Origin of the sequence: Pseudomonas sp. GR 6-02 (assembly GCF_001655615.1) — a bacterium.
In the GTDB taxonomy this organism is placed as follows: domain Bacteria; phylum Pseudomonadota; class Gammaproteobacteria; order Pseudomonadales; family Pseudomonadaceae; genus Aquipseudomonas.
This window is the reverse complement of the sequence record NZ_CP011567.1, coordinates 4,853,713-4,878,692: the sequence shown is the minus strand read 5'-3', so window position 1 is coordinate 4,878,692 and position 24,980 is coordinate 4,853,713. Positions and strand designations below refer to the sequence as shown.

The following is a 24,980-nucleotide window of genomic DNA, read 5'->3' as shown; positions in this document are numbered from 1 at the left end:
GTTCGAAGGCTAGAAAATAAATCCGTTCCTGAGGGATCCGCACAAATCTACTCCAACGCCCTCGCCTGTTGATGTACCTCGGCTCGCAACGCACGCTCAAGTCTCTCAAGGTTTTTTGCGAGTTTGAGTCGGAGAAACGGGGACAGACCACGTTCAGAAAATGGGGGCAGACTACGTTTTCTGTGTCGCACTTTAGCGATCTGAAATAGTGTGAAATAGATAGGGAGATTGTTTTTCATAGAATTGACTAAGCTATTGGCATCATTAATTGTGAACGGATTCACCATATGCCACGCAGAGCACGTCTCTTGATGCCAGGTGCCCCCTTGCATCTGATTCAACGAGGAAATAATAGATCAGTTTGCTTTTTTTCAGAGGATGATTACCTTTTTTATTTAGAGCTGCTTGCTGAGCAGGCCAACAAAAATTCGTGTGAAATTCACGCATGGTGTCTTATGACTAATCATATCCATTTGTTGATTAGCCCTCATGAGCACAGCAGTACCAGCTCGCTTATGAAAGGAATAGGGCAACGATATGTGCAATACATAAATCGTACATATGGACGTAGTGGGACTTTATGGGAAGGGCGCTTCCGTTCGTGCTTTGTTCAAAGTGATAGTTATGTATTGGCCTGTTATCGCTACATTGAGATGAATCCTGTCAGAGCCAAAATGGTGACGCATCCTGCGGAATATCGTTGGTCGAGTTATCGTGCTAACGCACAATCAGAGTTTTCGCATCTCATTACCCCGCATGCTCAGTACCTATCGCTTGGGGACACAGATGTATCGACTGCTGAAGTCTATCGTGAGCTTTTTAGAAGCGAGTTGGAGATAGGATTGGTTGACCAGATTCGGGCTGCCACCAATGGCAACTATGTACTTGGTGGTTCGCGATTTGCAGCCGAGATTGAAGCTATGATTGGGCGACGAGCTCGGCGGGGATGCCCGGGCAGACCGAAAAAGCACTAGATTTTTTAGATGGAAAACGTGGTCTGTCCCCGTTTTCCCCCGAATGGTTTGAAGGATCTTGGTTTCACTGGAACTGCCACATATTCCGGTGACATAACGGTACAGGCGATTAAAGCCGCTACCGAAAATGGTGCGTCAGTGATTGTTAATGTGAGAACCGAGTTGGGTGGGCTTCACGCGATTGTCGTCGACTCAGTTGAGAGCGGGGTGGTGGGGATTCGGGATCCTTGGCCACTGGGTGTGGGATCAACATATTCTGTACCTGCAAGCGCATTAGAAGGGATTCTTAACGGTGGCGTAATTGTCCATCCATAGGTGAATAAATATTATGCAGAAGAAATGTGATTTATATTTATGTGGTCCGGTGGATGCGTCGCGACTTAAAATGCTACGTTTGTTTGATAATGATTTTGCTTGCGAAGATGGCAAGGTGTTTAGTGGTTATTTATTTGTAAGTGTTAATAGGGTAAAGCTTGTGGCAGTAGTGTCTGCTCTGCGGCAAAAGCAGATATTATGTTTCAGTGTTCCCGTCGAATATCGAGAAGGTGAGATTTCATTTGAGATAGCATTTGAAATAGCAAAAAAATATTCTGCAGAGCAAGGTGTAGTAGTAGGAGTGAGAGATCAATCGCAATGTCCACCTCTTTTTTGGTCTTTTAGTTTGAGCTCTGTCGGTCATGGGGAGAAAAAAGCAGGTGGGATGCTTATGGTTGATCGCTTGGATGGTCATATTTGGGGGCTTGATGAATATGAAGAATATATGTATGACTACAATAATATTTTCTAAGTGGTAATGTGTGTAAATACCTAAAGGGATACCTAATGGGCGTCCCCTTTTTCTCAAGCAAGTGGCTGGCTTGGAGAGGAGACGTTAAATGAGCGCGATTTTTGTTCCGAATATAGAAGCTGAATTGGTTTCAGAGATAAGCGCTGCTGGCTTTCAGTTGGGTGATTCTCTTCTGTCTGTGATGAAGTTAATTGGTCCGGTTATTTAGGGTAAAAGAGGGGGAGAAACGGGGACAGACCACGTTTATCCTGAGAATGGCAGAAAATGGGGGCAGACTACGTTTTCTGTGTCGCACTTTAGCGATATGAAATAGCGTTAATACCGCAGAGTACTTGTCTAATTTGACGAAAGGTATGCCGCCTACTCAGGCCGCTGCGAATACTTGGACGGGGCGTCTTGCCGCGAAATATGGCTTTACCAGTGTTCAAGCGCCTGAAACTGGTATGTTTAATGATATAACCACGGTTGTTTTAAAAAAAACCATGAAGTGATATTTTGCAGTGGAGGATTTATGCTTGAGGGTATTCTGAGGGGGGAGTTGCCGTGTCAGGTTTTTAGGGACTTGATAGAGGTTGATCCTAAACTTACTAATATACGTCTTAGTGAGATTTTTCATGAGGAATTTATCGATGTTGATAGTCTTGCTATGCAACTTATCTGGCATTGGAGGGGGGCGGGAAAATCTGAAGGGGTTATTGATGAGTCACTAAATGCTGAGCTGTTGGTAATGTTGAAAAGTGCAGGTTATTTGTAGGGGGGGCGGATCTCGCTTGTTTAGCGGAGAAAAAAGAAAAGGAAAGAAAAGGAAAGAAAAGGGGACGGATTTATTTGTTTGGCTCGTGCGGTGGCTAGAAAATAAATCCGTCCCCTTTTCCTGTCCATTTTCCTATTGATAAAACACAGCTCCGATACCCGAGTCCAATAGGTAACTGAGAAGGGTTATATGGCATTTTATATAGAGATGGATAAGGTTGTAGAAGCTGAAGAGTATGTTGAATACACGTTTGGCCGGAATTTGGAGGTTGGGATAATACGGCTGGGGAAAAAGGATGAAACTATTCATGTTTTGAAAGAGTGTCCTCTGGATGTAAATGGAGAGTGGTCGAAAAGAGCTGCTATGAAGCTAATTCGTCTTTCTAGAGGCGGAAGTTTTCCTGGGAAAACCCAGTGGGCTTCTTAATGAAATAGTTTGAAAAAAAAGGGCGGATTTATTTGTTTGGTTTTATGCGGCGGCCAGAAAATAAATCTGTCTGATTTTGGGATGTGGCAGTCCCCCTATAGCGAACTCAGCGTTTATGACGCGCCGCTTTGACAAATATTTTCTCATCAGCCGAACATACGCTTTCAAGGACATTCAGACGTGAAAAGAACCACACTACTAGCACTGACCCTGATTCTGGCATTACCAGGCTGCCATTCCAACGTCCGGGACTCTTCCCCCAGTCTGCTGAAAGACGGTGTCCAGCTGAGTCAGAACAAGGTGGCCGTCGATGCGCAACACGCCAAGATCATCATGAAAGCATCAGGTAACACTACCCCAGTAGAGTTCTCGATCCGCCGCGCATCGGATCCTGACCAGCGTATGGAGGTGCTTGGAACCGTGGTGGATTCAGGTCGGGGCAAGGTCTTCGGCTGGATCGCCAAACTCAACGAAGCGGCCAACAGCGCCACGCTTAAACGCTTCCCACAGCTGGAAGTGCAGGCGGATGCCGATCAGCCATTCCAAGTGTCGGGTTATTCGAATGGCGCAGGTGTTGGGAGTATATATAGCTGCGGTCCGATCAAAACCACTTTCACACCAGAAAAAAGCAAGGTCTATTTGGTGGAGTTCCAGTTTGTTGATAGCCGCTGTGAGCAGCATGTCTACGATATAACTCAGGCTCAGGAACGCATTCCCGTGGCGAGCGTGCCTTCAATGTAAAGTGGCGGTATGAATAATGAGCGAAGACGATATCTATCTGCAACTCGGACAGATTTTGCTGGACACATCCCCCGCGACGGCAATGAAAGTCATCGTCGAGGCGGAGCTATCTCCAGAGAACGATCATTGCCAGTTTCTATTTGATTATGTGGATGAGGATGGTAAGTAAGATTGGTTTAGCCCCGTCAGCGCTCAAGTGGATGTGGAATTGTTTGAATGTTTTGTTGAACTTCGAAAAATCTATATTCAGAACGGAATGACGAGTGGGTGTCCGATCTGGAGTGGCTGCGTAATTACATTGGATGTTGCTGTCAGTAAGCTGGCGGTTGAATTTAAATATGATTAGCTTGGGTCGGGACATGAAGGAGGCAGATATATTTGTTTGGGATGGAGTATGGCAAAAACCTTTATTCGTCCTTTGAGTTGTGTATTCCAAACATTGGGCAGGCATTAAAAACGGGCGACTCATAGGTCGCCCGTTTTGTTGAAGTCGGACGTCTGAATGCAATTTACACAACGCCACTTACCTCCTGTGGGATCTTGCTCGCGATAGTGGTGCATCAGTCGAAATCCATGTTGAACGTTAGTCAGTCATCGCGAGCAGGCTCGCTCCCAAAGGGTTGCGATCTACCCACCATGGCAGCAACTAGCTGACACCTTGTCTTCATACCGATCGTGATGCCTCACCCAATCCATGATCTCCTCTTCATTACGCCCCTTAGGCGTGAGGTCGAGGTAGTTGTAGGCGCCGACCAGCAAATCCAGGCCGCGGGCATACGTAGAATAGGTATGGAAAATCTCCCCCGCTTCGTTGCGATAAAACACGCTAAGCCCTGGAAGTTCTTCCTCAACGCCGTCAGTTTTTTCGTAGTTGTAAGTCGCTTTCCCGGCGGTGACGTCTTCGGCCCGGGCGCAGACACCGAAGTCGTAGTTGAAGTCGCAGCCTTCAGATGAGACCCAATCGAATTTCCAGCCCATGCGCTGTTTGAACGGTTGGAATTCGGCGAACGGTGCGTGGGAAACCGCGACCACGGCGACGTCGTGGTGGGCCAGGTGTTGGTTGGCGCCGTCGATGTGGTCGGAGAGGAACGAGCAGCCTGGGCAGCCTTCGTCCCAGCCAGCGGCGAACATGAAGTGGTAGACGATCAACTGGCTGCGGCCGCCGAACAGGTCGGTCAGGCTCAGTTCGCCGTTGGTGCCCTGAAAGCGGTAGGGTTTGTCGATTTTTACCCAGGGCAGGGCGCGGCGTTCGGCGCTGAGTTTGTCTCGTTCTTTGGTGAAGGCTTTTTCGTGGGCCAAGTGTTGTTTGCGGGCCGCGACCCATTCTTCCCGGGACACGACCGGATGATTCTGAATGTTCATGCTGATTTCTCCTGCTTGCTGTGGCGAAAGTCGATCCGCGCAGAGGGGTAAACCGTCTTACACAGCCTAGTCGTTTGGCCTGCGCTCAAATCGACAGGCCGCCGGTCGGTTGGGGGAAAGAACTCGGCTGAACGGCTGCACTCCCTGTCGGTCACAACCTATGAAGGCCATTTCACTCGTGGGCACTGGAGGTTGATCAGGATGACGACTTATAACTGGGATTTGATCGAGCATTTACTGCACGAAGTGCAGAACAGTGCTGGCCGCAGTTTCACTCCACGGCCTTATGCCGAGCAGTATGCGGCGGCGAAAGCCTCCGCGGGCGAGCCGTTCGAGAATCTGGATCGCCTGAAAACGATGGCCGGTGAGTACGAAAAAATACTGCTGTTGCGGGGGTATATCGAGCCTCGGCCGGAGGATCAGGGTGGCAATGGCGAGAATTACATATTGACACCCCGGGGCTCGAGTTTGTTGAGCCTGATCGACAGCAGCATCCCGGGAAATGAGCATCCGCGCCAGGTGCTGGATGAGCAGGAAGATGCGCTGGATGAATTGACGTTTGATGAAGTGGCGTCGAAGGCTCAGATTGCGTGAAGCTTGCAGCTTTAGAACCTATCCTCGTTGCGCCGCTTTCAGGCATTTCAAATCAGTGAAGTCCTTGCGCATGTCTTCAATCTTATGCAGCAACCGTTGACGCTGAAACGGCGTGCTCTCGGCCATCAAGTCCACCAGCAATGCCCGAGCCTGGGCTTCGGTGTTGGCATAGGCCACACGGTAAGCGGGGGTCCATAAACTCTCGCGATCAACCAGAAGTGTCTCGATTTGCTGTGGGAATTGCGGACTCTGACGTTGCGCGACCGCCGCGCTGAATTGCTGTTGCCAATGGACGCGGTTGGCAATCCATTCTTTGTTCTGATCCCCCAGGGCGCTCGACCAAGCCATCACCCGTTGCTGTTGGGTTGGGCTGAGTGGTCCGAGCCAGGCATTCAGGCGTTTTTCCATGCGCTTGCTTCGCTCTTTGATCTGTTGCTCTAGAGGTGGCTTGAGGTATTCCTCCTGGCGTTTGCGCAGGTCCTTGGCGAAAGCGTCGTTCATTTCCGCGACTTGCTTGTCATCCAGCCCTTGCAACAGTTCGATGGCCGATGGGGTAATTTCCCGGGCGGTTTCGGCGATGGCTTGTTTGGCTTCCTGGGTACGGGCTTGCAGCTCGGCGTCGGTGATCTGGTTGGTCTCGATCATGGTCTGTAAACGATTCAGCCAGTCGAGGTAGCCGGGTAGTTGCGTGGTGCAGTGCCAGCGCAGGTGTTCCTTGAGCCGCTCGTTCAACCAGTCTTTTTGCTGGCGGTTCATGTCCAGGTAGTCGCTGAGCGTCCAGGGAATGATCACGTCGAGGTTGCGGTAAGCCAGGCCCACGCGGGTGCAGGCGGCGATGGTGAGGCTGAGCGTGAGGATGACGGTGATCTGTTTCAACCAATGCGACATGACAAGCCCTTGCGAAGACCTGGTTTTTTATTGGGTTCTTTTATGTGAACGCAGGACGAGCCTGGCAGTTCAGCCGATTAATAGAAGGCGCGTACAGCCTTGAGAGTGACCAGGCCGTCGCATTCGCTATTGTGGCCGGAATAGGCGGAGCAATCGCTGCCGCTCAGGCTTGAGTCACTGTAGATCAAGTCCAGGTCGATACCCATGAACGGCCGGGACAATTTCACCGACCAGTCGGTAAAACTGCCTACATATCCACCGTCGACGGACACCGGCGCATTGAGTTGATGGGTGGTGTATTTCAGGCTGATCCCGATGCCGAACGGCTGATTGCCACTGAGGTCGGCGAACAGGGTGCTGTTCTGTTTGTCCGGGTCGTTGCTGAAGGCAGCGCCGAAGCGGCTGCCCAGCAGGGTCAGGCCGCCGAACAACTCCTGGCTGTCGAGGGTATCCACTTTGGGATAGCTGTAATGGATCATGCCCACTTCGTAGCCGAGGGAGTGATCGAAGGGCTGTTTAAAGCCCATGTAGGAGTCGACTTCAAGGTTGCTCGAAGGACTAAGCCCCATGCTGGGGGACCATTGGCCCACGTAGAAGCCGCTGTCGTGGCTCAGGTCGAGGCCACCGTGGAACGAGCCGGTCGTCGAGGGTTTGACCAGCCCTTGGGCCATGCTGCGGCTGGGGGTGGTGGCGAGTTTGAGATCGAAATCGCCCAATTCGCGCTGGAAGACTTGCGCATGGGCGACGGAACACCACAACAGGCTGGCGAGCAGGAGAAAAGGGGGCTTGAGCATGCGTCACTCCATGAGCTGCGAGGAGCAGGTGGTGAAAACCTGCTGAAACGCTTGATCCAGACACGTGCAAGCATACCGGCGAATGTTCGGCATCGAGGGCCGTTCGTCGATTGTTGAAATATTGATTTGTTTTATGGGGTATTGCTGAAGGGTTCCAGTCCAAGCGCTTCGAAGCTCAAAGCGCTTAGGGACCAGTTAAAACGGGGGAATTACTTTTTGCCCAGCGTGATCTGCTTGGACGGGCCGAACGTCTGGCCGCTGACGCCTTTGGCAATTTGCTGGATCTCGCCACCGGACTTGAGGAACGCAGCGATCTGATTGTTGATCGATTCACTGGTTTCAACGGCTGGAGCTGGCTTTGCTTTGCTGTTGGATGCTTTTACACGCATGGCGGCCATTAACCTGTAGAAATTAACTTGGCCAGGCATCGTACAGGAAATACTTGACAATTGCTTGGTAAATATCCTCCCGAAATACACACGGCAGGTGCGCGAATAATCGCAAGTTATTATTTGGAATAGTCCCCTAAGCTGCTGTTTTAACTAAAAACCTCAGTGGAAAAATAGTGCTTTTCGGATGGGCTGGCCACCGTCCAGACCACCCGAACGGCCTGACGAGCGGCCAAACACGCCCGCCAAACCCAGGGAAATTAGGGCCTTGCGCGGATTTTCTCGCGCCACCGAGCCGGCCCGCCGAACGTAGCCCGCAAAACCGGGTAGAATGCCGCCCACGCAATGAGGGTATTGGACATGGCTTTAGTCGGGCGTTACAACAGTTTGCAAGTGGTTAAACACACTAACTTCGGTTTATATCTGGACGGTGGCGCGGACGGCGAAATCCTTCTGCCTAATCGTTATATTCCCAAAGATATTCCCAGCGAAGATGAAGATTGGCTCAACGTTTTTATTTATCTGGACAGCGATGACAAACTTATCGCCACCACCGAAAAGCCGAAAGTTCAGGTCGGTGAATTCGCCAGTTTGAAAGTCGTTGAAGTCAACAGCATCGGCGTGTTCCTGGATTGGGGGTTGCCGAAGGATCTGCTGCTGCCGTATTCCGAAGAAAAGCGCCAGATGACTGCCGGCGAGTATGTCGTGGTGCACGTCTACCTCGACAAACACACCCGGCGCATCACCGCGACGGCACGTCTGGACCGTTATCTGGACAAGACCCCGGCCAACTACACCCCGGGCCAGGAAGTTGATTTGCTGGTAGCCGAAGCGACCGATATGGGCTTCAAGGCAATCATCAACAACAAGCACTGGGGCTTGATCCACAAGAACGAAATCTTCAAGTTCATGCGCGCCGGTAAAGAAGAGAAGGGCTTTATCAAAGAAGTCCGTGCCGACGGCAAGATCAGCTTGAGCCTGCAGCCGGTGGGCGAAGCCGCTGCCACCAGTCTGAACTCGAAGATTCTCGCCAAGTTGCGCGACAACAACGGCACCCTGCCAGTCAGCGACAAGAGCGACCCGACACTGATCAGCAGTATGTTCGGCGTCAGCAAGGGCAACTTCAAAAAGGCCATCGGTGCGTTGTACAAGAACGGCCAGATCGTCATTCACGCTGATCGTATCGAACTCAGCTGACCTGCACCGGCCCCGGTAGGCGCTACCGCAGGTTGTGATCAAAAAAGGATCCAGCCTACGGTAGCCTTCTGCGTAGCAGTCACCCATCTCTTTGTATACATAACGCCCTGCACCGTTTGCAGGCGCGGACGCCCTGTTCATGGGCATTATCACCCCCTCTACGACTTGAAAGCTGTGCTCTGAACAGGGTTGGAAGCCAGATTTGTCACACCTTTAGATCGTATGGCACGCATTCTGCGTAGTAACTCGTATACAAACCATGCCGGCTCCCGTACGCAGTGTGGTCGCCGCATCAATCTCGGGGGCCGCGCCTGTACTTTCGAGGAGCCCCGCGATGACCGAACAATTGCCCAATGGCTACAGCCCGCGCCTGTATAACCAGGACCTGGGGCCACTGCCGCAGACATGGAATTGGTACAACATCTTTGCCTTCTGGATGAGCGACGTGCACAGCGTCGGCGGCTATGTGTTCGCCGCCAGCCTGTTTGCGCTTGGGCTGGCCAGTTGGCAGGTGTTGATTGCCTTGCTCGGCGGGATTTGCATCGTGCAGTTGATCGCCAACCTAGTGGCCAAGCCGAGTCAGCAAGCCGCAGTGCCTTACCCGGTGATCTGCCGACTGGCGTTCGGGGTGTTCGGGGCGAATATTCCTGCGGTTATTCGCGGCCTGATTGCGGTGGCCTGGTACGGGATTCAAACGTACCTGGCGTCCAGTGCACTCATCATCGTCGTGCTGCGGTTTTTTCCTGCGATGGCGGCCTACGCCGAACCGCACTTTGCCGGTTTGTCCTACCTCGGCTGGTTCGGTTTCCTCAGCCTGTGGTTCGTCCAGGCGCTGGTGTTCTGGACCGGCATGGAGTCGATCCGCCGCTTCATCGACTGGGCCGGCCCCGTGGTGTACGGCGTGATGTTCCTGCTCGCCGGCTGGATCGTTTGGCAGGCCGGCTGGAGCAATATCAGCTTCACCCTGGCGGAGAAATCCCTGTCTGGCTGGGAAGCCTTCGGCCAGGTGATCGTGGCAACGGCATTGGTGGTGTCGTACTTTTCCGGTCCGACCCTGAACTTCGGTGATTTCAGTCGCTATTGCCGCAGCATGAATGACGTGCGTCGCGGCAATTTCTGGGGGCTGCCGGTAAACTTTCTGGCGTTCTCGCTGGTGACCGTGGTGATCGTTTCCGGCACCTTGCCGGTGTTCGGTGAAATGCTTCACGACCCGATCGCCACCGTGGCGCGCATCGACAACAGCGTGGCGGTGCTGCTCGGCGCCTTTGCCTTCGTCACCGCGACCATCGGCATCAACATCGTCGCCAACTTCGTGTCCCCGGCATTCGACTTCGCCAACGTCGCCCCAAGCAAAATCAGTTGGCGTGCGGGTGGCATGATCGCCGCCATGGCGTCGATCTTCATCACCCCGTGGAACCTATTCAACAACCCCGAAGTGATTCACTACACCCTCGACGTGCTGGCGGCGTTCATCGGCCCGCTGTTCGGGATTCTGCTGGTGGATTACTACCTGATCAAAAAGCAGCAGATCGACGTCGATGCGCTGTTCAATGACGGCCCGAGCGGGCGTTATTACTACAGCGGCGGGATCAACTGGACGGCGGTCAAGGCGTTGATTCCAGCCACCCTGATGGGCGTTGCGATCACTTTCATCCCGGTGTTGCAGCCGATGGCCAACTTCGCCTGGTTCACCGGCTGCTTCCTCGGCGGCGTCCTGTACTTCGCACTGGCCAGGCGCGAGCAGGCACAGCAATCGGCGGCGCTGGTCATCGCTGGATGACGTACGTGGCGATTTAAAGGTCTTTTGCAGACACCTTTTTCTGTCCATCTGGTTAATAATCGACAGCATAATTTTTCGCCCCGGCACCCTCTGTTCAGCAGGAAGGCCGGGGCTTTGCTTTTACTGTCGAGTCACTGCCATGGATTGTGTTGTCGAGGTGTTCCGGTGAGCGCCACCCGGCGTAGCGCCGATGGGTTTGCCCTGCAAGTGATGGTCGGGCTGTGCCTGATCTGGGGTGTGCAACAGGTGATGATCAAATGGGCGGCGTCCGACATCGCGCCGGTCATGCAGGCGGCGGGGCGGTCGGGTATTTCCGCGTTGCTTGTAGGATTATTGATCTGCTGGAAGGGCGGTTGGGATCAGGTCGGGACTACCTGGCGCGGCGGCTTGCTGGCCGGCGCGTTGTTTGGCCTGGAGTTCTTCTTCATTGCCGAAGGTCTGCAACTGACTACGGCGGCGCATATGTCGGTATTTCTCTACACCGCGCCGATCTTTACCGCGTTGGGCGTGCATTGGTTGCTGCCGAGTGAGCGTTTAAGACCGGTGCAGTGGCTGGGGATTTTTCTGGCGTTCATTGGCATTGCCATTGCGTTTGCCGGTGGTGTGTCCTGGGACAATCTTGACCACCGCATGTTGATGGGCGATGCCCTGGGTGTGCTGGCCGGCGCGTCGTGGGGCGCGACCACCGTGGTGGTGCGCGCCTCGCGCCTGTCGGAAGCGCCGGTGACCCTGACGCTGTTTTATCAACTGATCGTCGGCTTCGTCGGCCTGCTGCTGATTGCGATCCTCAGTGGTCAGGTCACCCATGTCAGCCTGACCACGGTGGCGGTGGCCAGCGTGCTGTTTCAGGGATTGGTGGTGTCGTTCTTCAGCTACCTGACGTGGTTCTGGCTACTGCGCCGTTACCTGGCGGCGAACCTCGCGGTGTTTTCGTTCATGACGCCGTTGTTCGGCGTCACGTTCGGCGTGGTGCTGCTGGGTGAAGAGCTGAGCCTGAACTTTGTGATCGGCGCGGTACTGGTTTTGCTCGGGATCACTTTTGTGAGTGCAGAGCAGTGGGTGCGCCGTCGTTTGCGCAAAGCACTTGGGCAACCCTGATCGGGCGCAGCAACAAGCCTGCGGCAATGATAAAACCGCCGCCGGCGATCACCAGCGCGGGTTGCAAGCCACCGCTGAAATGGCTGCTCAACGCGGCTAGCAACGGCCCGCTGAGCTGACCCACGGCGAAGCACGCGGTCAGCAGCCCGGCATTGCGCTGGGTGGCGTGGGGCGCCAGTTCCCGGGAGCGCTGCATCACCAGTTGCATGCAGGCCAGAAACGGCCCGCCACACAGGATCACCCCCAGCGCCAGGCCGGCACCGCTGCCCAACAGGCAAGCAAACACCCCGGCGGCCTGTAGCCATAGCGTCGCCATCAGCCAATGACGAGTTGCGTTCGGGTTGTGCCGACGCAGGCTCACCAACACGACCCCGGTCGCCGCCGCCAGACCAAAGCACGGCCAGAACAGATCGGCTTGCCATTGCCCATGGAACTGCGCGCTGGCCATTTGTGAGAGGAAAGTGGCCGGGATGATGTAGCCCAGACCGTACAACCCATAGATTACCGGTAAGCGTCCGACGCCTTGGGCGGCCGACTTGGTGGCAAGCGGTATCACCGTTGAAGTGGCGGCCGGCTGCGGCAGGAACGGCAGAATCGCCAGCAGCATCACCAGCCCGACAGCGGCATACACCAACCACAAGGTCGCGGACGTTTGCCCCAGCAGGTTCGAGCCCAAGGCCAACAACCCTGTCAGAAAAATCCCCAGACCCGGTCCGGCAAACACCAAGGCGCCGAGTCGCGGACGACCGGCCGCCGCTGCCAGCGGTTGGCTCAACGCGGTAATCATCACCAGCACCCAGGCACTGGCCACGCCCGTGCCGAAACGCAGCGCCAGATGCGCCCAGAACCCGTTGGCCCAGAACGAGGCCAGGGTCAGCAATACACACAACCACAAACCGCCGAGCAGGCGCCTGCGAACCTGATCGGGGCGACGGGCGAACATCGCATCCACCGCGCCGGCGAAGTAACCAAGGTAGTTGGCGGCAGCAATCAGACCAGCGGCAGTCAGGTCGATCTGACCTTCGCTGAGCAAGTGCGGCAGTTGTGGGGTGAGGGCGAAACGCCCGATGCCCATGGCCATCATCAGGGCGACAAAGCTGGCGGTTAAGCGAATCAGAGGGGACATGGTCTGAGTTCCGTTTCGAGGATCAATGACCGTCAGGCTAGGACTGATTGACTTTCTTTAAAAATGAATAATAGTGAGAAACTTGTTCTGATTTGGAGAATGGCGTGGAATTCAGCCAATTGCGGATTTTCCAGGCAGTGGCGGAAGAGGGCTCCATTACGCGAGCCGCCGAACGCCTGCATCGCGTGCCCTCCAACCTGTCGACCCGGCTTAAACAGCTCGAAGAGCAACTCGGTGTCGAACTGTTCGTACGCGAGCGTCAGCGTTTGCAGTTGTCACCTGCGGGAAAAGTCCTGCTGGACTACACCGCCAAGCTGTTCGCCTTGCACGACGAAGCCCACGCGGCGGTGCAGGGCGGGCAACCGGCCGGGGATTTCGTACTGGGCACTATGTACAGCACCGCCGCAATTCACTTGCCAGAGCTGTTGGCGCGTTATCACCGCCGCTACCCGGCGGTGAACCTGCAAGTGCAGTCGGGCCCCAGCGGTGAACTGCTCGAAGGGTTGCTCACCGGGCGCCTCGATGCGGCGCTGGTGGACGGCCCGCTGGAACTGGCCGGGCTCGACGGCGTGCCGTTGTGCGACGAACGGCTGGTGTTGATCAGCGAGGCCGATCATCCGCCGGTGCGCAGTGCGCTGGATGTCGAAGGGCGTTCGGTGTTCACGTTTCGCCAGGGCTGCTCCTACCGGATGCGCCTGGAAGCCTGGTTTGCCCATGACCATGCGGCCATGGGCCGACCCATGGAGATCGAGTCTTATCCGGGAATGCTGGCTTGCGTGATTGCCGGCTCTGGCGTGGCGCTGATGTCGGAGTCGATGCTCGCCAGTCTGCCGGGGCGTGAAAGCGTGGCGGTGCACCCGTTGGCCGAGCCGTTTGCCAGCGCGACCACCTGGCTGATGTGGCGCAAAGGCATGGTCGGGGCCAACCTGAATGCATGGATCGAGCAGCAGCAGGCGGTGTATCCGTCGACCATGGTCCAGGCCCAGTCAATTTCTTGAACTAACGTCCAAGGATTTGGATCAATTCAGTAACAGATCATTGCGATCTTGAGCGAGCATTGCGTAGGACTTCGGACTATTATCAGTGCGAAGGGGCTACAGAACTTCGGCCGCTCGGCACGACCCTGAAGGGGGGCATCATGAAAGAGAAAATCCAAAACTGGCTGCATGACCTGGGTGTCGCACTCGGTTTGATTGAACCGCCTCTGCAACCGGTGCCAATTCGCACTGATGACGAACAACGTCGCCGCCAGCAGCGCCGTCGGTAAGTCTGGCAAATCACCTGTGGCGAGGGAGCTTGCTCCCGCTGGGGCGCGCAGTGGCCCCATTCATCGCCACTCAGGTGGGTCAGCTTGAGCGCGAGTGCAGCTTGCGATTGCTGCGCAATCGAGCGGGAGCAAGCTCCCTCGCCACAGAGGTTCGTTCGGCCCATCGGATGTATTTAGCAATCCGTTTCAATACCGCCCAATCTCAATCAAAAACCGGGTCAAGTCATTCGCCGTCCTGGCAGTCTTGAGCATCCGGTCTTCTTCGGCGGTAAACGCCGTCAACCCCAACTGATCCTCCAGGCGGAAGATCAGCTCTTCAATATCCTCTTTGTCCAAGCCCAACTGCATCAGGTTGGTGTTGTCGTCGAAGTCATCCTGGTTTTCCAGCAGGCGGCGGATGCGACGATGCACGGCGGCACGAACGGCGGCTCTTGTCATGAGGTCCTTCTTCGAGAACGTTATGAGGTCCTTGACGCTGAGTACAGCAGGCTTCAGGCGTGTCGGCGCTGCCACTCGTCAATCATCGAGCGCAGATACTCTCCGGAAGGCTACCGAAATGCGTTCGATCTTGAACCACTGATCGCGGCTGACGATCTTCATGGGCAAATTCCTTCAGGCGAAAAAAAACGGGTGTGGCAACCGACGCCACACCCGCCGAAGAAAGCATCAGGTCGTTATAGAAGTCTTAGGCAGCGCTCGCCACTACGGCCGGGCGACGGGACAGAAGGCTGACCACCACGAAACTCACCAGGCCCACGCCGAGGCTGTAGTAGATCGGAGTATTGGCGTCCATACCGTCCTTGATCATGAACAGCAGCGCAGTGGCAAAGCCCAGGCCCATGCTGGCGATGGCGCCGGCGGTGTTTGCGCGTTTCCAGAAGATCGCGCCGATCAGCGGGATCAGCATGCCGCCCACCAACAGGTTGTAAGCCAGGGTCAGCGCGCTGATCACGTCATGTACGACCAGAGCGATGCCGAGTACGACGATGCCGGTCAACAGGGTGAACAGGCGGTTCATGCCCAGGCTCGACTGTTTGCCTCCACGCAGTTTCGGCAGCAGGTCTTCGGTCAGTGTGGTGGCAGCGGCGAGCAGGCCGGCGCTGGCGGTGGACATCATGGCCGCCAGGGCCGCGGCGATCACCAGACCGCGGATACCGTCCGGCAGGGACAGTTTGACGATGGCGGCGAAAGCGTTGTTGACGTTGTCCAGGTCCGGGATCAGCACGTGAGCGGCCATGCCGATCAGGGCGCAGGCCAGGCCGTAAAGGATGCAGTAGAAGCCTGCGAAGGTACCGGCGACCTGAGCCACTTTGGCGCTCTTGACGGTGAACACACGCTGCCAGATGTCTTGGCCGATCAGGATCCCGAAGAAGTAGATCATGAAGTAGGTGATGATGGTGTCCCAGCCAATCGTGGTGAAGCTGAAGGCAGTGGCCGGCAGTTTCAACACCAATTCATCCCAGCCGCCAACGCGGTACAGGCAGATCGGCAACAGGATGAACATCAGGCCCACGGTCTTGATCACGAACTGGACGATGTCGGTCAAGGTCAGGGACCACATGCCGCCGATCGCAGAGTAGATCACCACCACGCCACCGCCGAGCAATACCGAGACCCAGAACGGCAGGCCGAACAGCACTTGCAGTACGGTGCCGATTGCCAGGATCGAAACTACGCCGATCATCAGCGCATACGCCAGCATGATCACCGCGCTCGCGGAGCGGGCCATCGGGTTGTAGCGTTTTTCCAGCACTTGGGTAACGGTGTAGATTTTCAGTTTCAGCAGCGGTTTGGCGAGGAACAGGTTCAGCGCCACGATCCCGCAGCCGAGTGCCGCGCACAGCCAGAAACCGGAGATGCCATGGACGTAGCCCAGGCGCACGGTGCCGACGGTGGACGCGCCGCCCAGAACGGTGGCGGCCATGGTGCCCATGTACATGCTCGGGCCGAGGTTGCGACCGGCGACCAAAAAGTCTTCGTTGGTCTTGGCCTTGCGCATGCCGTAATAGCCGAGCATCAGCATCGCGGCGGCGTAGATGAGTACGACGAATAAATCCAAAGCCATGATGGCGTGTCTCCGATTGTCTTTTTTATGGTGAGGCTGAATAGCAATATGGCCATGAGACCGCTTTTTGTGGCGAGGGAGCTTGCTCCCGCTGGGCTGCGAAGCATCCCCAAATCCTGCAACCAGGTTTCTTCTGGAGAACGCCATTAACCTGTTTTGCGACTGCTGCGCAGTCGAGCGGGAGCAAGCTCCCTCGCCACGGAAGTTCTGTTGACCACCGTGTTGAATCAGGCGGCTTGTCGCATCGCCGGTTTACCGAGCGAATCCGTGCCCTTGCTGCGTGCATCGTTGGGGCCGAACACCGTGGCCGATTCCGGGAACAGGCTCAGCAGCGTCAGGTACACCAGCGAAGCCAGGCCGAGGGTTACCGGCAGGCTGATGTCGATCCCGCCGGCCAGATTGCCGAGCGGCCCGACAAACTGCCCCGGCAGGTTCACGAAGCACAAACCGACCGCGGCACTCGGGATCCAGGCGCCCAGACCACGCCAGTTCCAGCCGTGGGTGAACCAGTAGCGGCCACCTTTTTCGCCACGGGTGAACACTTGCAGGTCATCCGGGCAGTAAAAGCCGCGACGCACCAGCAGGCCGATGATCATGATCACCATCCATGGGGTGGTGCAGGTGATGATCAGCACGGCGAAGGTCGACACGCTCTGCACCAGGTTCGCTGCAAAGCGCCCGATGAAGATGAAGGCAATCGACATCACGCCGATCAGCAGCGTCGCTTTAACCCGCGACAGGACCCGTGGAAACACACTGGACATGTCCAGCCCGGTGCCATACAGCGACGTGGTGCCGGTGGACATGCCGCCAATCACCGCAATCAGGCACACCGGCAGGAAGAACCAGCTCGGCGACACCGCCAGCAGGCCGCCGACGTAGTTGTTGGCCGCGATGTAGTCCGGTGCCTTGATCGCTACGATGGTGGCGGTGGCCAGGCCGAACAGGAACGGGATGAAGGTCGCGATCTGCGAGATCACCACGGCAGCCATGATCCGGCGCTTGGAGGTGTCACGCGGGATGTAGCGCGACCAGTCGCCGAGGAACGCCCCGAAGGAAATCGGGTTACTCATCGCCACCAGCGCAGCGCCGATGAAAGCCGCCCAGAAACCCGGTTGACCGAGGCTGACGCTGCCGGCGTAGTTCACATCGAAAGGACCGGCGAAGGCGAAGACGCCCAGCAGAAACAGCAGGCTGGCGCTCCACACGGCGATCTTGTTGACCCACAGCAGGAAGCGGAAGCCGTAGATGCACACCGTCAGCACCAGGATCGCGAACAGACCGTAGGCCAGGCCCAGGGTCAGGTCGGTTTCCGGCAGGCCGATCAGGCGTTTCGCACCACCGATCAGCGCATCACCCGAACTCCATACCGAGAGCGAGAAGAAGGCGATAGCGGTCAACAGCGACAGGAACGAACCGACGATCCGCCCGTGCACGCCGAAGTGCGCACCGGACGACACGGCGTTGTTGGTGCCATTGAGTGGACCGAACAGGCCCATCGGCGCGAGGATCAGCGAGCCCAGCAACACGCCCAGCACAATCGCCCAGACGCCCGCCTGAAAAGACAGGCCGAACAGTACCGGGAAACTGCCGAGCACGGCGGTGGCGAAGGTGTTGGAACCGCCGAAGATCATCCGGAACAAGTCCGTCGGGCCTGCGGTGCGTTCGTTGTCCGGGATCTGCTCGACCCCGTAGGTTTCAATTTGCGTAAGGCTTTGGTCTTTGTTGTTGTTATTCATGATCTGCTCCGATCATAAAGGCGCGCTCATCGTGCGTGAGCGTCACCTGTTTGGCTAAGGGGGTGGCAGCCCTTCCGGCATTGCGGACAAATGTTCATGGCAGGCCAGCCAAAGGCCTTGTTGTTCTTGGCCAGACGCCTGTTTCTTGAAAACAATCGTCTCGCGTTCCTGGCTGAAGTGTTGCTCCCCTTGCATGCGCAGCTCGGTGGCCACGTCATGGATGAAAATCGCCACGTCACCCTGCAGGCTGACGAAGGCGTTGCTCGAGGTGCACGACAGCACCTCGAAGCCGTCCTCGGCACGCCAGCTGTCCCACAACGCCTGGTAGGCATCGCGCGACAGCAGGGGCTGCTCGAGGGTGTAGAACACGAAGCTGGCATCGATGCTGAATGCGCCGAAGTAGGCTTCGCGATCGTTTCGGGCAAAGGCCGACACCAGTTCGGCGGCGGCATTGAGTACCTGATCACGTTCGTTCATGACCGATCCTCAGCGATGGACCACGCCTGGCAGTACGCAGAGCATTTCGTACAAAAGGTTGGCGCCCAGCAGCGAGGTGTTGCCGGTGGTGTCGTACGCTGGCGAGACTTCTACCAAATCGCAGCCAACCAGGTCGAGGCCTTGGCAACCGCGCACGATTTCAATCGCCTGAATGGTCGTCAGACCGCCGATTTCCGGGGTGCCGGTGCCAGGTGCCCAGGCCGGATCGATGCCGTCGATATCGAAACTCAGGTACACCGGACCGTCGCCGACTTTCTCGCGAACTTCGGCCATCAGCGGCGCCAGGGATTTGTGCCAGCACTCTTCGGCCTGAACCACACGGAAGCCTTGATTGCGGCTCCAGTTGAAGTCATCAGCGGTGTAGCCCTGAGCCCGCAGGCCAATTTGCACTACACGGTCGCAATCCAGAAGACCTTCTTCTACCGCGCGACGGAAGGTGGTGCCGTGGGCGATTTTCTCGCCGAACATGTGATCGTTCACATCCGCGTGAGCGTCGATGTGCACCAGGCCGACCTTGCCGTGCTTTTTATGGATGGCACGCAGGATCGGCAGGGTGATGGTGTGGTCGCCGCCCAGCGTCAGGGGGATCACATCATGTTCGAGGATATTGTCGTAGGCCTCTTCGATGATCCGCACGGCGTCCAGCAGGTTGAAGGTGTTGATCGCCACGTCACCGATATCGGCAACCGACAGCGAGTCGAACGGCGCAGCGCCGGTGGCCATGTTGTACGGACGGATCATCACCGATTCAGCGCGGATTTCACGCGGCCCGAAGCGGGTGCCGGGGCGCAGGGACGTGCCGATGTCCAGCGGGATGCCGATAAAGGCAGCGTCCAGGCCGGCAGCGGATGGCAAATGGGGGAGTCGCAGCATGGTGGCGATGCCGCCGAAGCGCGGCATTTCATTGCCGCCCAGTGGTTGGTGAAGAATCTTGTCCACGGGTAAGGCCTCATCGTCGTTGTTTTATTTATGCAGGTAAGCCGCTCGGGGAGAGACGGGCACCGCTGTGGGCCGATTCTGCGAAATGCAGTGGCCGGGAAGAATCGCTACGGGCAAATACTTAGTTCAGATTTTTCTAAACTAATGGCGGGCGGGAAGATAGACTCCCCACCATGCACCGAACCCTTGTGGCGAGGGAGCTTGCTCCCGCTGGGCTGCGAAGCGGCCCCAAAACCATTAAGCCCGGTTGCATCGGGCAGACCGCATGAGTCGGGTTTACGACTGCTTCGCAGCCGAGCGGGAGCAAGCTCCCTCGCCACAAAAGCAACATGCACTACCTTGCAATGGAGCCCCCCCATGGCCAACGCTTTACCCGACCTGAAACTATTGCGCATCTTCGTCAGCGTGGTCCGCCATCAGGGGTTCGCCAACGCCCAGCACGAGCTCAATCTCTCGACGTCGGCCATCAGCACCTATATGAGCCAGCTCGAAGCGGCCCTCGGCCTGGTGCTGTGCCATCGTGGTCGCGGCGGTTTCAGCCTGACCAGCAAGGGCGAGCTGTTCCATCAGGAAACCCTGCGTCTGTTGGCCGAACTCGAAGGTTTCGAACAATACGCCGCCGCCCTCAAAGGCGAATTGCGCGGCACGTTGAACCTGGGGGTGATCGATTCCACCGTCAGCGACAAGGCCTTGCCATTCGCCGAAGCCATCGGCGCCTACAGCCAGGAACACCCGGCGGTGCACTTGCATCTCTCGGTCATGAGCCCCTACGAACTGCAACTCGGCGTGCAGGACAACCGCCTCGACCTGGCCATCGGTGCCTTTTCCACGCGCATGAGCGGTCTGGTCTACATGCCGCTCTACCGCGAGCAACACTGGCTGTATTGCAGCAGCCGTCATCCGCTGTTCAACGAGCGGCGCATCCCCGAACAGGTCATCACCCAGCAACGCATGGTCGGTCGCGGCTATTGGAGCCAGGCCGAACTGGCGCGTCATGGTTTCAAGCACAGCGCGGCGACCGTGGAAAGTATGGAGGCCCAATTGATTCTGGTGCTGTCCGGCGCCTACATCGGTTACCTGCCGGAGCACTACGCCCAGGCCTGGGCCGACAAGGGGGATTTGCGCGTGCTGCTGCCGGCGACGTTCGGTTATCAGGCGCCATTCTCGATGATCGTGCGCCGTGGCCGTAGCCGCGAGCCGCTGATCCAGACCTTCCGTGATTTGCTCAAAGCACAGCTCAATCAGGCTTAAGAAAATGTCCAGAATCCAGTGCCCGCGCTGCCTGCGCCCGCAAACCCATTGTCTGTGCCCACTGATCCCAAGCCTGGATAGCCGCACGCGGGTGTTGCTGTTGCAGCATCCGAGTGAAGTGAACCATGCATTGAATACCGCACGATTGGCTGCGTTGGGACTCAAGAATGCCGAGTTGATCGTGGGCGAGGTGTTCGAGGATTTGCCGGCGTTGTTGAATCAACCGGGCTATCAGGCGCGGCTGTTGTTTCCCGGTGAAGATGCGCAGCCGATGCAGGCGTACACCGCGAGTGATAAGCCGCTACTGCTGGTGGTTCCGGACGGTACCTGGCGCAAGGCGCGCAAGATGCTGCACCTCAATCCATTGCTGGCGGCGTTGCCCAGAGTGACCCTGGCCGAGGGCGGGGTGTCCCGTTATCGCTTGCGCAAGGCACCTGGGCCTGGGGCGTTGTCGACGGTGGAGGCGATTGTGCAGGCGTTGCAGACCCTCGAAGCACCGAGCAGTTTCGAGCCGTTATTAAAGCCGTTCGAGGCGCTGATCGAGGGGCAGATTGCGGCGATGGGGGAGGAGACCTATCAGAAGAATCACGGCCGGTGATGACTTGTGGCGAGGGAGCTTGCTCCCGCTGGGCTGCGCAGCAGCCCCAAAACCATTCAGCCTGTGTGTCAGGGAAATCATGCTGACAGGTTTTGGGAGCGCTTCGCACTCCAGCGGGAGCAAGCTCCCTCGCCACAGGGACAGCGTGAGACTTAGCGTTCCCGCATCGCCTCGGTCCGTGCCTTCAACACCGGTTTAAGCAGGTAATCCAGCACGCTTTTCTCCCCGGTAATAATGTCCACCGTCGCCACCATCCCCGGAATGATCAGTAGCGGTTTCACGTCCCCGCCCAGGTGATTCTTGTCGGTCCTGACCTGAATCAGATAGAAACTGTTGCCCTTGTCATCGGTAATGGTGTCCGCCCCGATCAACTCAAGCCTGGCACTCAACCCCCCATAAATCGTGTAGTCATAAGCGCTGAACTTGACCATGGCTTTCTGGCCCGGGTGCAGGAACGCCACGTCTTGAGGGCGGACCTTGGCTTCGATCAGCAGGTTGTCCTCCACGGGCACGATTTCCACCATGTCGCTGCCCGGCTGGACCACGCCGCCGATGGTATTAACCTTCAGCACTTTGATGATGCCGTGAACCGGCGACACCACGGTGGTGCGCGTTACCCGGTCGTCGATGGCAATGCTCGTGGCGGTGATTTTCGACAGGTCGGTGCGTTTTTCATTCAGCTCTTTCGCCGCGTCCGAGCGGAAGGATTGTTCGGACTCGTCGATCTTGCTTTTGATCTCATTGATCGCCGATTCCGCCCGGGGAATCGCCAGGGTCGTGGCGTTCAACGAGCCGCGGATTTCCACCGCGCTACGTTTGAGCCGCAGGATTTCCACCGGTGACACCGCCCCGGTGCCCACCAGCGGCGCCGACATGTTCATCTCTTGTTGCAGCAGCGCCAGGCTGGAACTGAACTGCCCCTGTTTGGAACGGAATTCCGCCAGTTCCTGGGTTTTTTGCCGAAGTTGTTCAGTCAGCGTGCGCTGTTCGCTGGCCAGTCGGCGCTGGCGTTGTTCATACAGTGAGCGTTCGTCCTCGGCCACTTGCGGCGCCTTGGCGATCACTTCCTGCGACAGTGTGAATGGCCGGCCTTCCGCTTCGGCGGACAATCGTTCGACCTGCGCGATCAAGGCATAGCGGTCCGCTTCGCTTTCGCCCTTATTCGACAGGAATCGCGTGTCATCCAGGCGCAGCAAGGTGTCGCCCTTGTTCACCATTTGCCCTTCGCGAACGAAAATCTCGGTGACGATGCCGCCTTCCAGGTTCTGGATCACCTGTATCTTGCTCGACGGAATCGCCTTGCCTTCGCCCATGGTGACTTCCTGCAACACGGCGAATTTGGCCCAGACCAGCGCGCTGATCAGCAGCGCCGCCGCCAGCCACACGGTGATCCGCGACCAGCGCGGTGAATCCTGCAACGAGGCGCCGGCGGTTTCCGGCATGAACTCGCTCTCGGCACTTTTGCTGAAACTGCCGAAGTAGCTTCGGTCTTGCGCTGTGTCGGATGATGAACGGGCCATGGGGCGCTCCTAAACCGTCGCAGAGCCGACACGGCCCTTGCGCAATGCATCGATCACCGCTTCTTTCGGGCCGTCGGCGACGATCCGCCCGTTGTCCAGCACCACCAGCCGATCCACCAGGCTGAGCATCGAGGAGCGGTGGGTCACCAACAGCACTGTTTTGCCCTGGACCCAGCCGTGGAGTTTCTGCCGCAGAAGGTCTTCGCTGCTGTTGTCCATGGCGCTGGTCGGTTCGTCGAGCAGCATGATTGGCGGATCAAGCAACAAGGCCCGCGCCAGCAACACCGCTTGCCGTTGCCCACCCGACAGCAACTGACCGCGCTCGCCCACTGGCCGATCAAACCCTTGTGGATGCTGACGCGCCAGTTCAGTCACGCCGGTCAGCTCAGCGACTTCAAGCATCCGGGCATCGCTGACATAACGGGCGCCGAGGGTCAGGTTGTCGCGCAGGCTGCCGGCCAACAAGGGCAGGTCGTGGGCGACGTAGCCGATCTGTTGACGCAGGTCGGCGACGTCCAGTTGCCGCAGGTCCAGGCCATCGAGCAGCAACTGGCCTTCTTCCGGCGCGTAGAAACCCATCACCAGCCGCGCCAAGGTGCTTTTGCCCGAGCCGCTACGGCCGATGATGCCGATCCGCTCGCCCGGTTTCATGCTGAAGCTGACGTTGGCCAGGGCCGGCGCGTTCTGGCCGTTGTAGTGGAACGTTACGCCGCAGACGTCCAGGGCGCCTTGCAGTTGCGTGCGCTCCAGTGGCCGCTGCCTGGCGTCGCGCTCTTGCGGCAACGACATCAGCGAATCGGTGCTTTTCATGGTCAGTTGCGCTTGCTGGTAACGGGTGATCAGCCCGGCGATCTGCCCCAGCGGCGCGAGCACGCGGCTGCCGAGCATGTAGCTTGCCACCAGCGCACCGACGCTGAGGTTGCCGGCGATGATGCTATAGACCCCGGCGACGATGGTCGCCATGCCGGAGAACTGCTGAATGAACAGCGTGCCGTTGGTGGCCAGCGCGGAGAGGTTGCGCGCATGGCTGTCGAGGCGGGTGAGGGCGCCGTGGGTGCTTTCCCATTTGTGCTGGCGCTCGCTTTCAGCGCTGCAGGCCTTGAGGGTTTCCAGGCCGCCGAGGGTTTCGATCAGCAGGGCCTGGCGTTCGGCACCAAGGCTCAGACTCTTCTGCACGGTGTCGCGCAGGCGCGCCTGAATCACCATGGCGAAGAGAATCGTGATGGGGAAGGCCAGCAGCGGAATCACCACCAGCCAGCCGCCGAGCAGGCCGATCACCACCAGCATCAGCACAGCGAAGGGCATGTCGATCAGGCTGGTCAGCGTGACGGCGGTGAGAAACTCCCGCAGGCCCTGGAAGTCATGAATGCTCTGGGCGAAACCACCGATGGTTGCGGGTCGCGCTTTCATCGCCATGCCGGTGATGCGTTCGAACAGGGTCGCTGAAAGAATCACGTCGGTTTTCTTCCCGGCAGTGTCCAGCAAGTGCGCACGAACCACCCGCAGCACCAACTCAAAACCGGTGCCGATCAGCAGGCCGATCGACAGCACCCACAAGGTTGAAGTGGCCTGGTTCGGCACCACCCGGTCGTAGGTCTGCATTACGAACAGCGGCACCATCAGGCCCAGCAGGTTGATCAGGAAACTTGCCAGAATCGCATCGCTGTACAGCCATTTCGACAGCTTCAGCGTGTCGCGAAACCACGCCTCGACCCGCGGCACCAGCGGCGCGCGCAAGTCTTCGAGTTCATGCCGTGGCCGGGCGAACAAGGCCTGGCCGCTGTAGTTGGCGGCCAGCTCGTCCGTGCTGACCCACTGTTCTCCGCCGTCGGCTTCGCTGGGCAGAATCAGCGCCTGACCATCGTCGCCCCAACGGCGCAAGACCGCGCAGCGGCCATGGTTGAGGATCAGCATCACCGGCAGGTTGAGCGCAGAAATATCCGCCAGTTCACGGCGCAGCACCCGCGCCTGCAAACTGGCCCGGGCCGCTGCGCGCGGCAGCAGGTCCAGGCTCAAGCGTTGGTGTGCCATTGGCAGCCCGGCACTCAGGCTGGCACGACTGACCGTCGCGCCGTGGAGTTTGCAGAGAATCAACAGGCCGTCCAGAAGCGGATCATCGAAACTAAGACGCGGATCGACACCCGTGTTGCCGGTTTCCATGCTGGTCACATTGATCGCTCCTACACGGCGTTA

The 24,980-nt window shown here is 57.5% G+C and carries 26 protein-coding genes; 14 read left to right on the top strand and 12 right to left on the bottom strand.

Translation table 11 applies throughout. The annotated features are described in order from the left end of the window. The first annotated feature begins 326 nt into the window (after positions 1-326). The 6 genes from PGR6_RS29655 (at position 327) to PGR6_RS30485 (ending at position 3,851) form a co-directional block, all read left to right on the top strand. The gene (locus PGR6_RS29655) at positions 327-974 is read left to right on the top strand and encodes a transposase (protein ID WP_225609348.1); all 648 of its coding nucleotides are present in this window, start codon (positions 327-329) and stop codon (positions 972-974) included. A gap of 328 nt (positions 975-1,302) precedes the next feature. Next, on the top strand, positions 1,303-1,761 hold the full coding sequence (locus PGR6_RS30030) for a hypothetical protein (RefSeq protein ID WP_138866150.1): 459 nt from the start codon (positions 1,303-1,305) through the stop codon (positions 1,759-1,761). 511 nt (positions 1,762-2,272) lie between these two features. Beyond that, complete coding sequence (locus PGR6_RS21385) at positions 2,273-2,515, top strand: hypothetical protein (protein ID WP_064619635.1); 243 nt, start codon at positions 2,273-2,275, stop codon at positions 2,513-2,515. 189 nt (positions 2,516-2,704) lie between these two features. Then, complete coding sequence (locus tag PGR6_RS21380) at positions 2,705-2,941, top strand: hypothetical protein (RefSeq protein WP_064619632.1); 237 nt, start codon at positions 2,705-2,707, stop codon at positions 2,939-2,941. A 180-nt stretch (positions 2,942-3,121) separates the two neighbouring features. Then, positions 3,122-3,682, top strand: coding sequence for a hypothetical protein (locus PGR6_RS21375; protein ID WP_064619629.1), 561 nt, complete (start codon positions 3,122-3,124; stop codon positions 3,680-3,682). Between the two features lie 16 nt (positions 3,683-3,698). Then, positions 3,699-3,851 (top strand): hypothetical protein, encoded by a 153-nt coding sequence (locus tag PGR6_RS30485; RefSeq protein ID WP_225602906.1) that lies wholly within the window; start codon positions 3,699-3,701, stop codon positions 3,849-3,851. Between the two features lie 458 nt (positions 3,852-4,309). Here the strand turns inward: PGR6_RS30485 and PGR6_RS21365 are convergent, their stop codons facing one another. Next, positions 4,310-5,044, bottom strand: a complete 735-nt coding sequence (locus tag PGR6_RS21365; protein ID WP_064619626.1) for a DUF899 domain-containing protein — start codon at positions 5,042-5,044, stop codon at positions 4,310-4,312. A gap of 201 nt (positions 5,045-5,245) precedes the next feature. Between PGR6_RS21365 and PGR6_RS21360 the strand changes: the two genes are divergently transcribed. Beyond that, entirely contained in the window at positions 5,246-5,638 is a 393-nt protein-coding gene (locus PGR6_RS21360; protein WP_018929896.1) for a hypothetical protein, read from the top strand. 18 nt (positions 5,639-5,656) lie between these two features. On the opposite strand, the gene PGR6_RS21355 is transcribed toward PGR6_RS21360, so the two are convergent. From PGR6_RS21355 to PGR6_RS21345, 3 genes are all read right to left on the bottom strand, one after another. Beyond that, entirely contained in the window at positions 5,657-6,526 is an 870-nt protein-coding gene (locus PGR6_RS21355) for a DUF6279 family lipoprotein (protein WP_064619623.1), read from the bottom strand. A gap of 77 nt (positions 6,527-6,603) precedes the next feature. Next, positions 6,604-7,320 carry a TorF family putative porin gene (locus PGR6_RS21350; RefSeq protein WP_064619620.1) on the bottom strand — a complete coding sequence of 239 codons (717 nt, stop codon included), beginning with the start codon at positions 7,318-7,320 and terminating at the stop codon, positions 6,604-6,606. A gap of 209 nt (positions 7,321-7,529) precedes the next feature. Next, positions 7,530-7,718 carry a hypothetical protein gene (locus PGR6_RS21345; protein ID WP_017337097.1) on the bottom strand — a complete coding sequence of 63 codons (189 nt, stop codon included), beginning with the start codon at positions 7,716-7,718 and terminating at the stop codon, positions 7,530-7,532. A 351-nt stretch (positions 7,719-8,069) separates the two neighbouring features. Here PGR6_RS21345 and PGR6_RS21340 point away from each other — a divergent pair, with 351 nt between their 5' ends. The 3 genes from PGR6_RS21340 to PGR6_RS21330 all read left to right on the top strand — a co-directional run bounded on the left by PGR6_RS21340 (position 8,070) and on the right by PGR6_RS21330 (position 11,784). After that, on the top strand, positions 8,070-8,906 hold the full coding sequence (locus PGR6_RS21340; RefSeq protein ID WP_007942143.1) for a CvfB family protein: 837 nt from the start codon (positions 8,070-8,072) through the stop codon (positions 8,904-8,906). A gap of 334 nt (positions 8,907-9,240) precedes the next feature. Beyond that, positions 9,241-10,686, top strand: a complete 1,446-nt coding sequence (locus PGR6_RS21335) for an NCS1 family nucleobase:cation symporter-1 (RefSeq protein WP_064619617.1) — start codon at positions 9,241-9,243, stop codon at positions 10,684-10,686. 165 nt (positions 10,687-10,851) lie between these two features. Then, complete coding sequence (locus PGR6_RS21330; protein WP_064619614.1) at positions 10,852-11,784, top strand: DMT family transporter; 933 nt, start codon at positions 10,852-10,854, stop codon at positions 11,782-11,784. Here PGR6_RS21330 and PGR6_RS21325 read toward each other — a convergent pair. Next, on the bottom strand, positions 11,720-12,910 hold the full coding sequence (locus PGR6_RS21325; RefSeq protein WP_064619611.1) for an MFS transporter: 1,191 nt from the start codon (positions 12,908-12,910) through the stop codon (positions 11,720-11,722). The genes PGR6_RS21330 and PGR6_RS21325 overlap by 65 nt on opposite strands. 104 nt (positions 12,911-13,014) lie before the next feature. On the opposite strand from PGR6_RS21325, the gene ptrR reads away from it, so the two are divergent. After that, positions 13,015-13,908, top strand: coding sequence for a putrescine utilization regulator PtrR (gene ptrR, locus PGR6_RS21320; RefSeq protein ID WP_064619609.1), 894 nt, complete (start codon positions 13,015-13,017; stop codon positions 13,906-13,908). A gap of 140 nt (positions 13,909-14,048) precedes the next feature. Continuing rightward, the gene (locus tag PGR6_RS30560) at positions 14,049-14,177 is read left to right on the top strand and encodes a PA1414 family protein (protein WP_007914492.1); all 129 of its coding nucleotides are present in this window, start codon (positions 14,049-14,051) and stop codon (positions 14,175-14,177) included. A gap of 186 nt (positions 14,178-14,363) precedes the next feature. Here PGR6_RS30560 and PGR6_RS21315 read toward each other — a convergent pair whose 3' ends face one another. The 5 genes from PGR6_RS21315 to speB form a co-directional block, all read right to left on the bottom strand. Then, on the bottom strand, positions 14,364-14,615 hold the full coding sequence (locus tag PGR6_RS21315; protein ID WP_026286702.1) for an acyl carrier protein: 252 nt from the start codon (positions 14,613-14,615) through the stop codon (positions 14,364-14,366). 247 nt (positions 14,616-14,862) lie between these two features. Further along, positions 14,863-16,242, bottom strand: a complete 1,380-nt coding sequence (locus PGR6_RS21310) for a sodium:solute symporter (RefSeq protein ID WP_018929904.1) — start codon at positions 16,240-16,242, stop codon at positions 14,863-14,865. 227 nt (positions 16,243-16,469) lie between these two features. Further along, on the bottom strand, positions 16,470-17,981 hold the full coding sequence (locus tag PGR6_RS21305) for a purine-cytosine permease family protein (protein WP_064619606.1): 1,512 nt from the start codon (positions 17,979-17,981) through the stop codon (positions 16,470-16,472). Positions 17,982-18,035: 54 nt separating this feature from the next. Then, entirely contained in the window at positions 18,036-18,458 is a 423-nt protein-coding gene (locus tag PGR6_RS21300; RefSeq protein ID WP_018929906.1) for a YybH family protein, read from the bottom strand. A 9-nt stretch (positions 18,459-18,467) separates the two neighbouring features. Then, positions 18,468-19,418: an agmatinase gene (gene speB / locus PGR6_RS21295; RefSeq protein ID WP_007942156.1), complete on the bottom strand. Its 951-nt coding sequence runs from the start codon at positions 19,416-19,418 to the stop codon at positions 18,468-18,470. 357 nt (positions 19,419-19,775) lie between these two features. Here speB and PGR6_RS21290 point away from each other — a divergent pair, with 357 nt between their 5' ends. Together PGR6_RS21290 and PGR6_RS21285 are read left to right on the top strand one after the other, a co-directional pair. Next, positions 19,776-20,669, top strand: a complete 894-nt coding sequence (locus tag PGR6_RS21290; RefSeq protein WP_007938472.1) for a LysR family transcriptional regulator — start codon at positions 19,776-19,778, stop codon at positions 20,667-20,669. 4 nt (positions 20,670-20,673) lie between these two features. Then, positions 20,674-21,267, top strand: a complete 594-nt coding sequence (locus PGR6_RS21285; RefSeq protein WP_064619603.1) for a tRNA-uridine aminocarboxypropyltransferase — start codon at positions 20,674-20,676, stop codon at positions 21,265-21,267. Positions 21,268-21,419: 152 nt separating this feature from the next. On the opposite strand, the gene PGR6_RS21280 is transcribed toward PGR6_RS21285, so the two are convergent. Beyond that, on the bottom strand, positions 21,420-22,787 hold the full coding sequence (locus PGR6_RS21280) for an HlyD family type I secretion periplasmic adaptor subunit (protein WP_064619601.1): 1,368 nt from the start codon (positions 22,785-22,787) through the stop codon (positions 21,420-21,422). Positions 22,788-22,796: 9 nt separating this feature from the next. Then, positions 22,797-24,956 (bottom strand): type I secretion system permease/ATPase, encoded by a 2,160-nt coding sequence (locus PGR6_RS21275; protein WP_018929910.1) that lies wholly within the window; start codon positions 24,954-24,956, stop codon positions 22,797-22,799. Between the last annotated feature and the right edge of the window lie 24 nt (positions 24,957-24,980).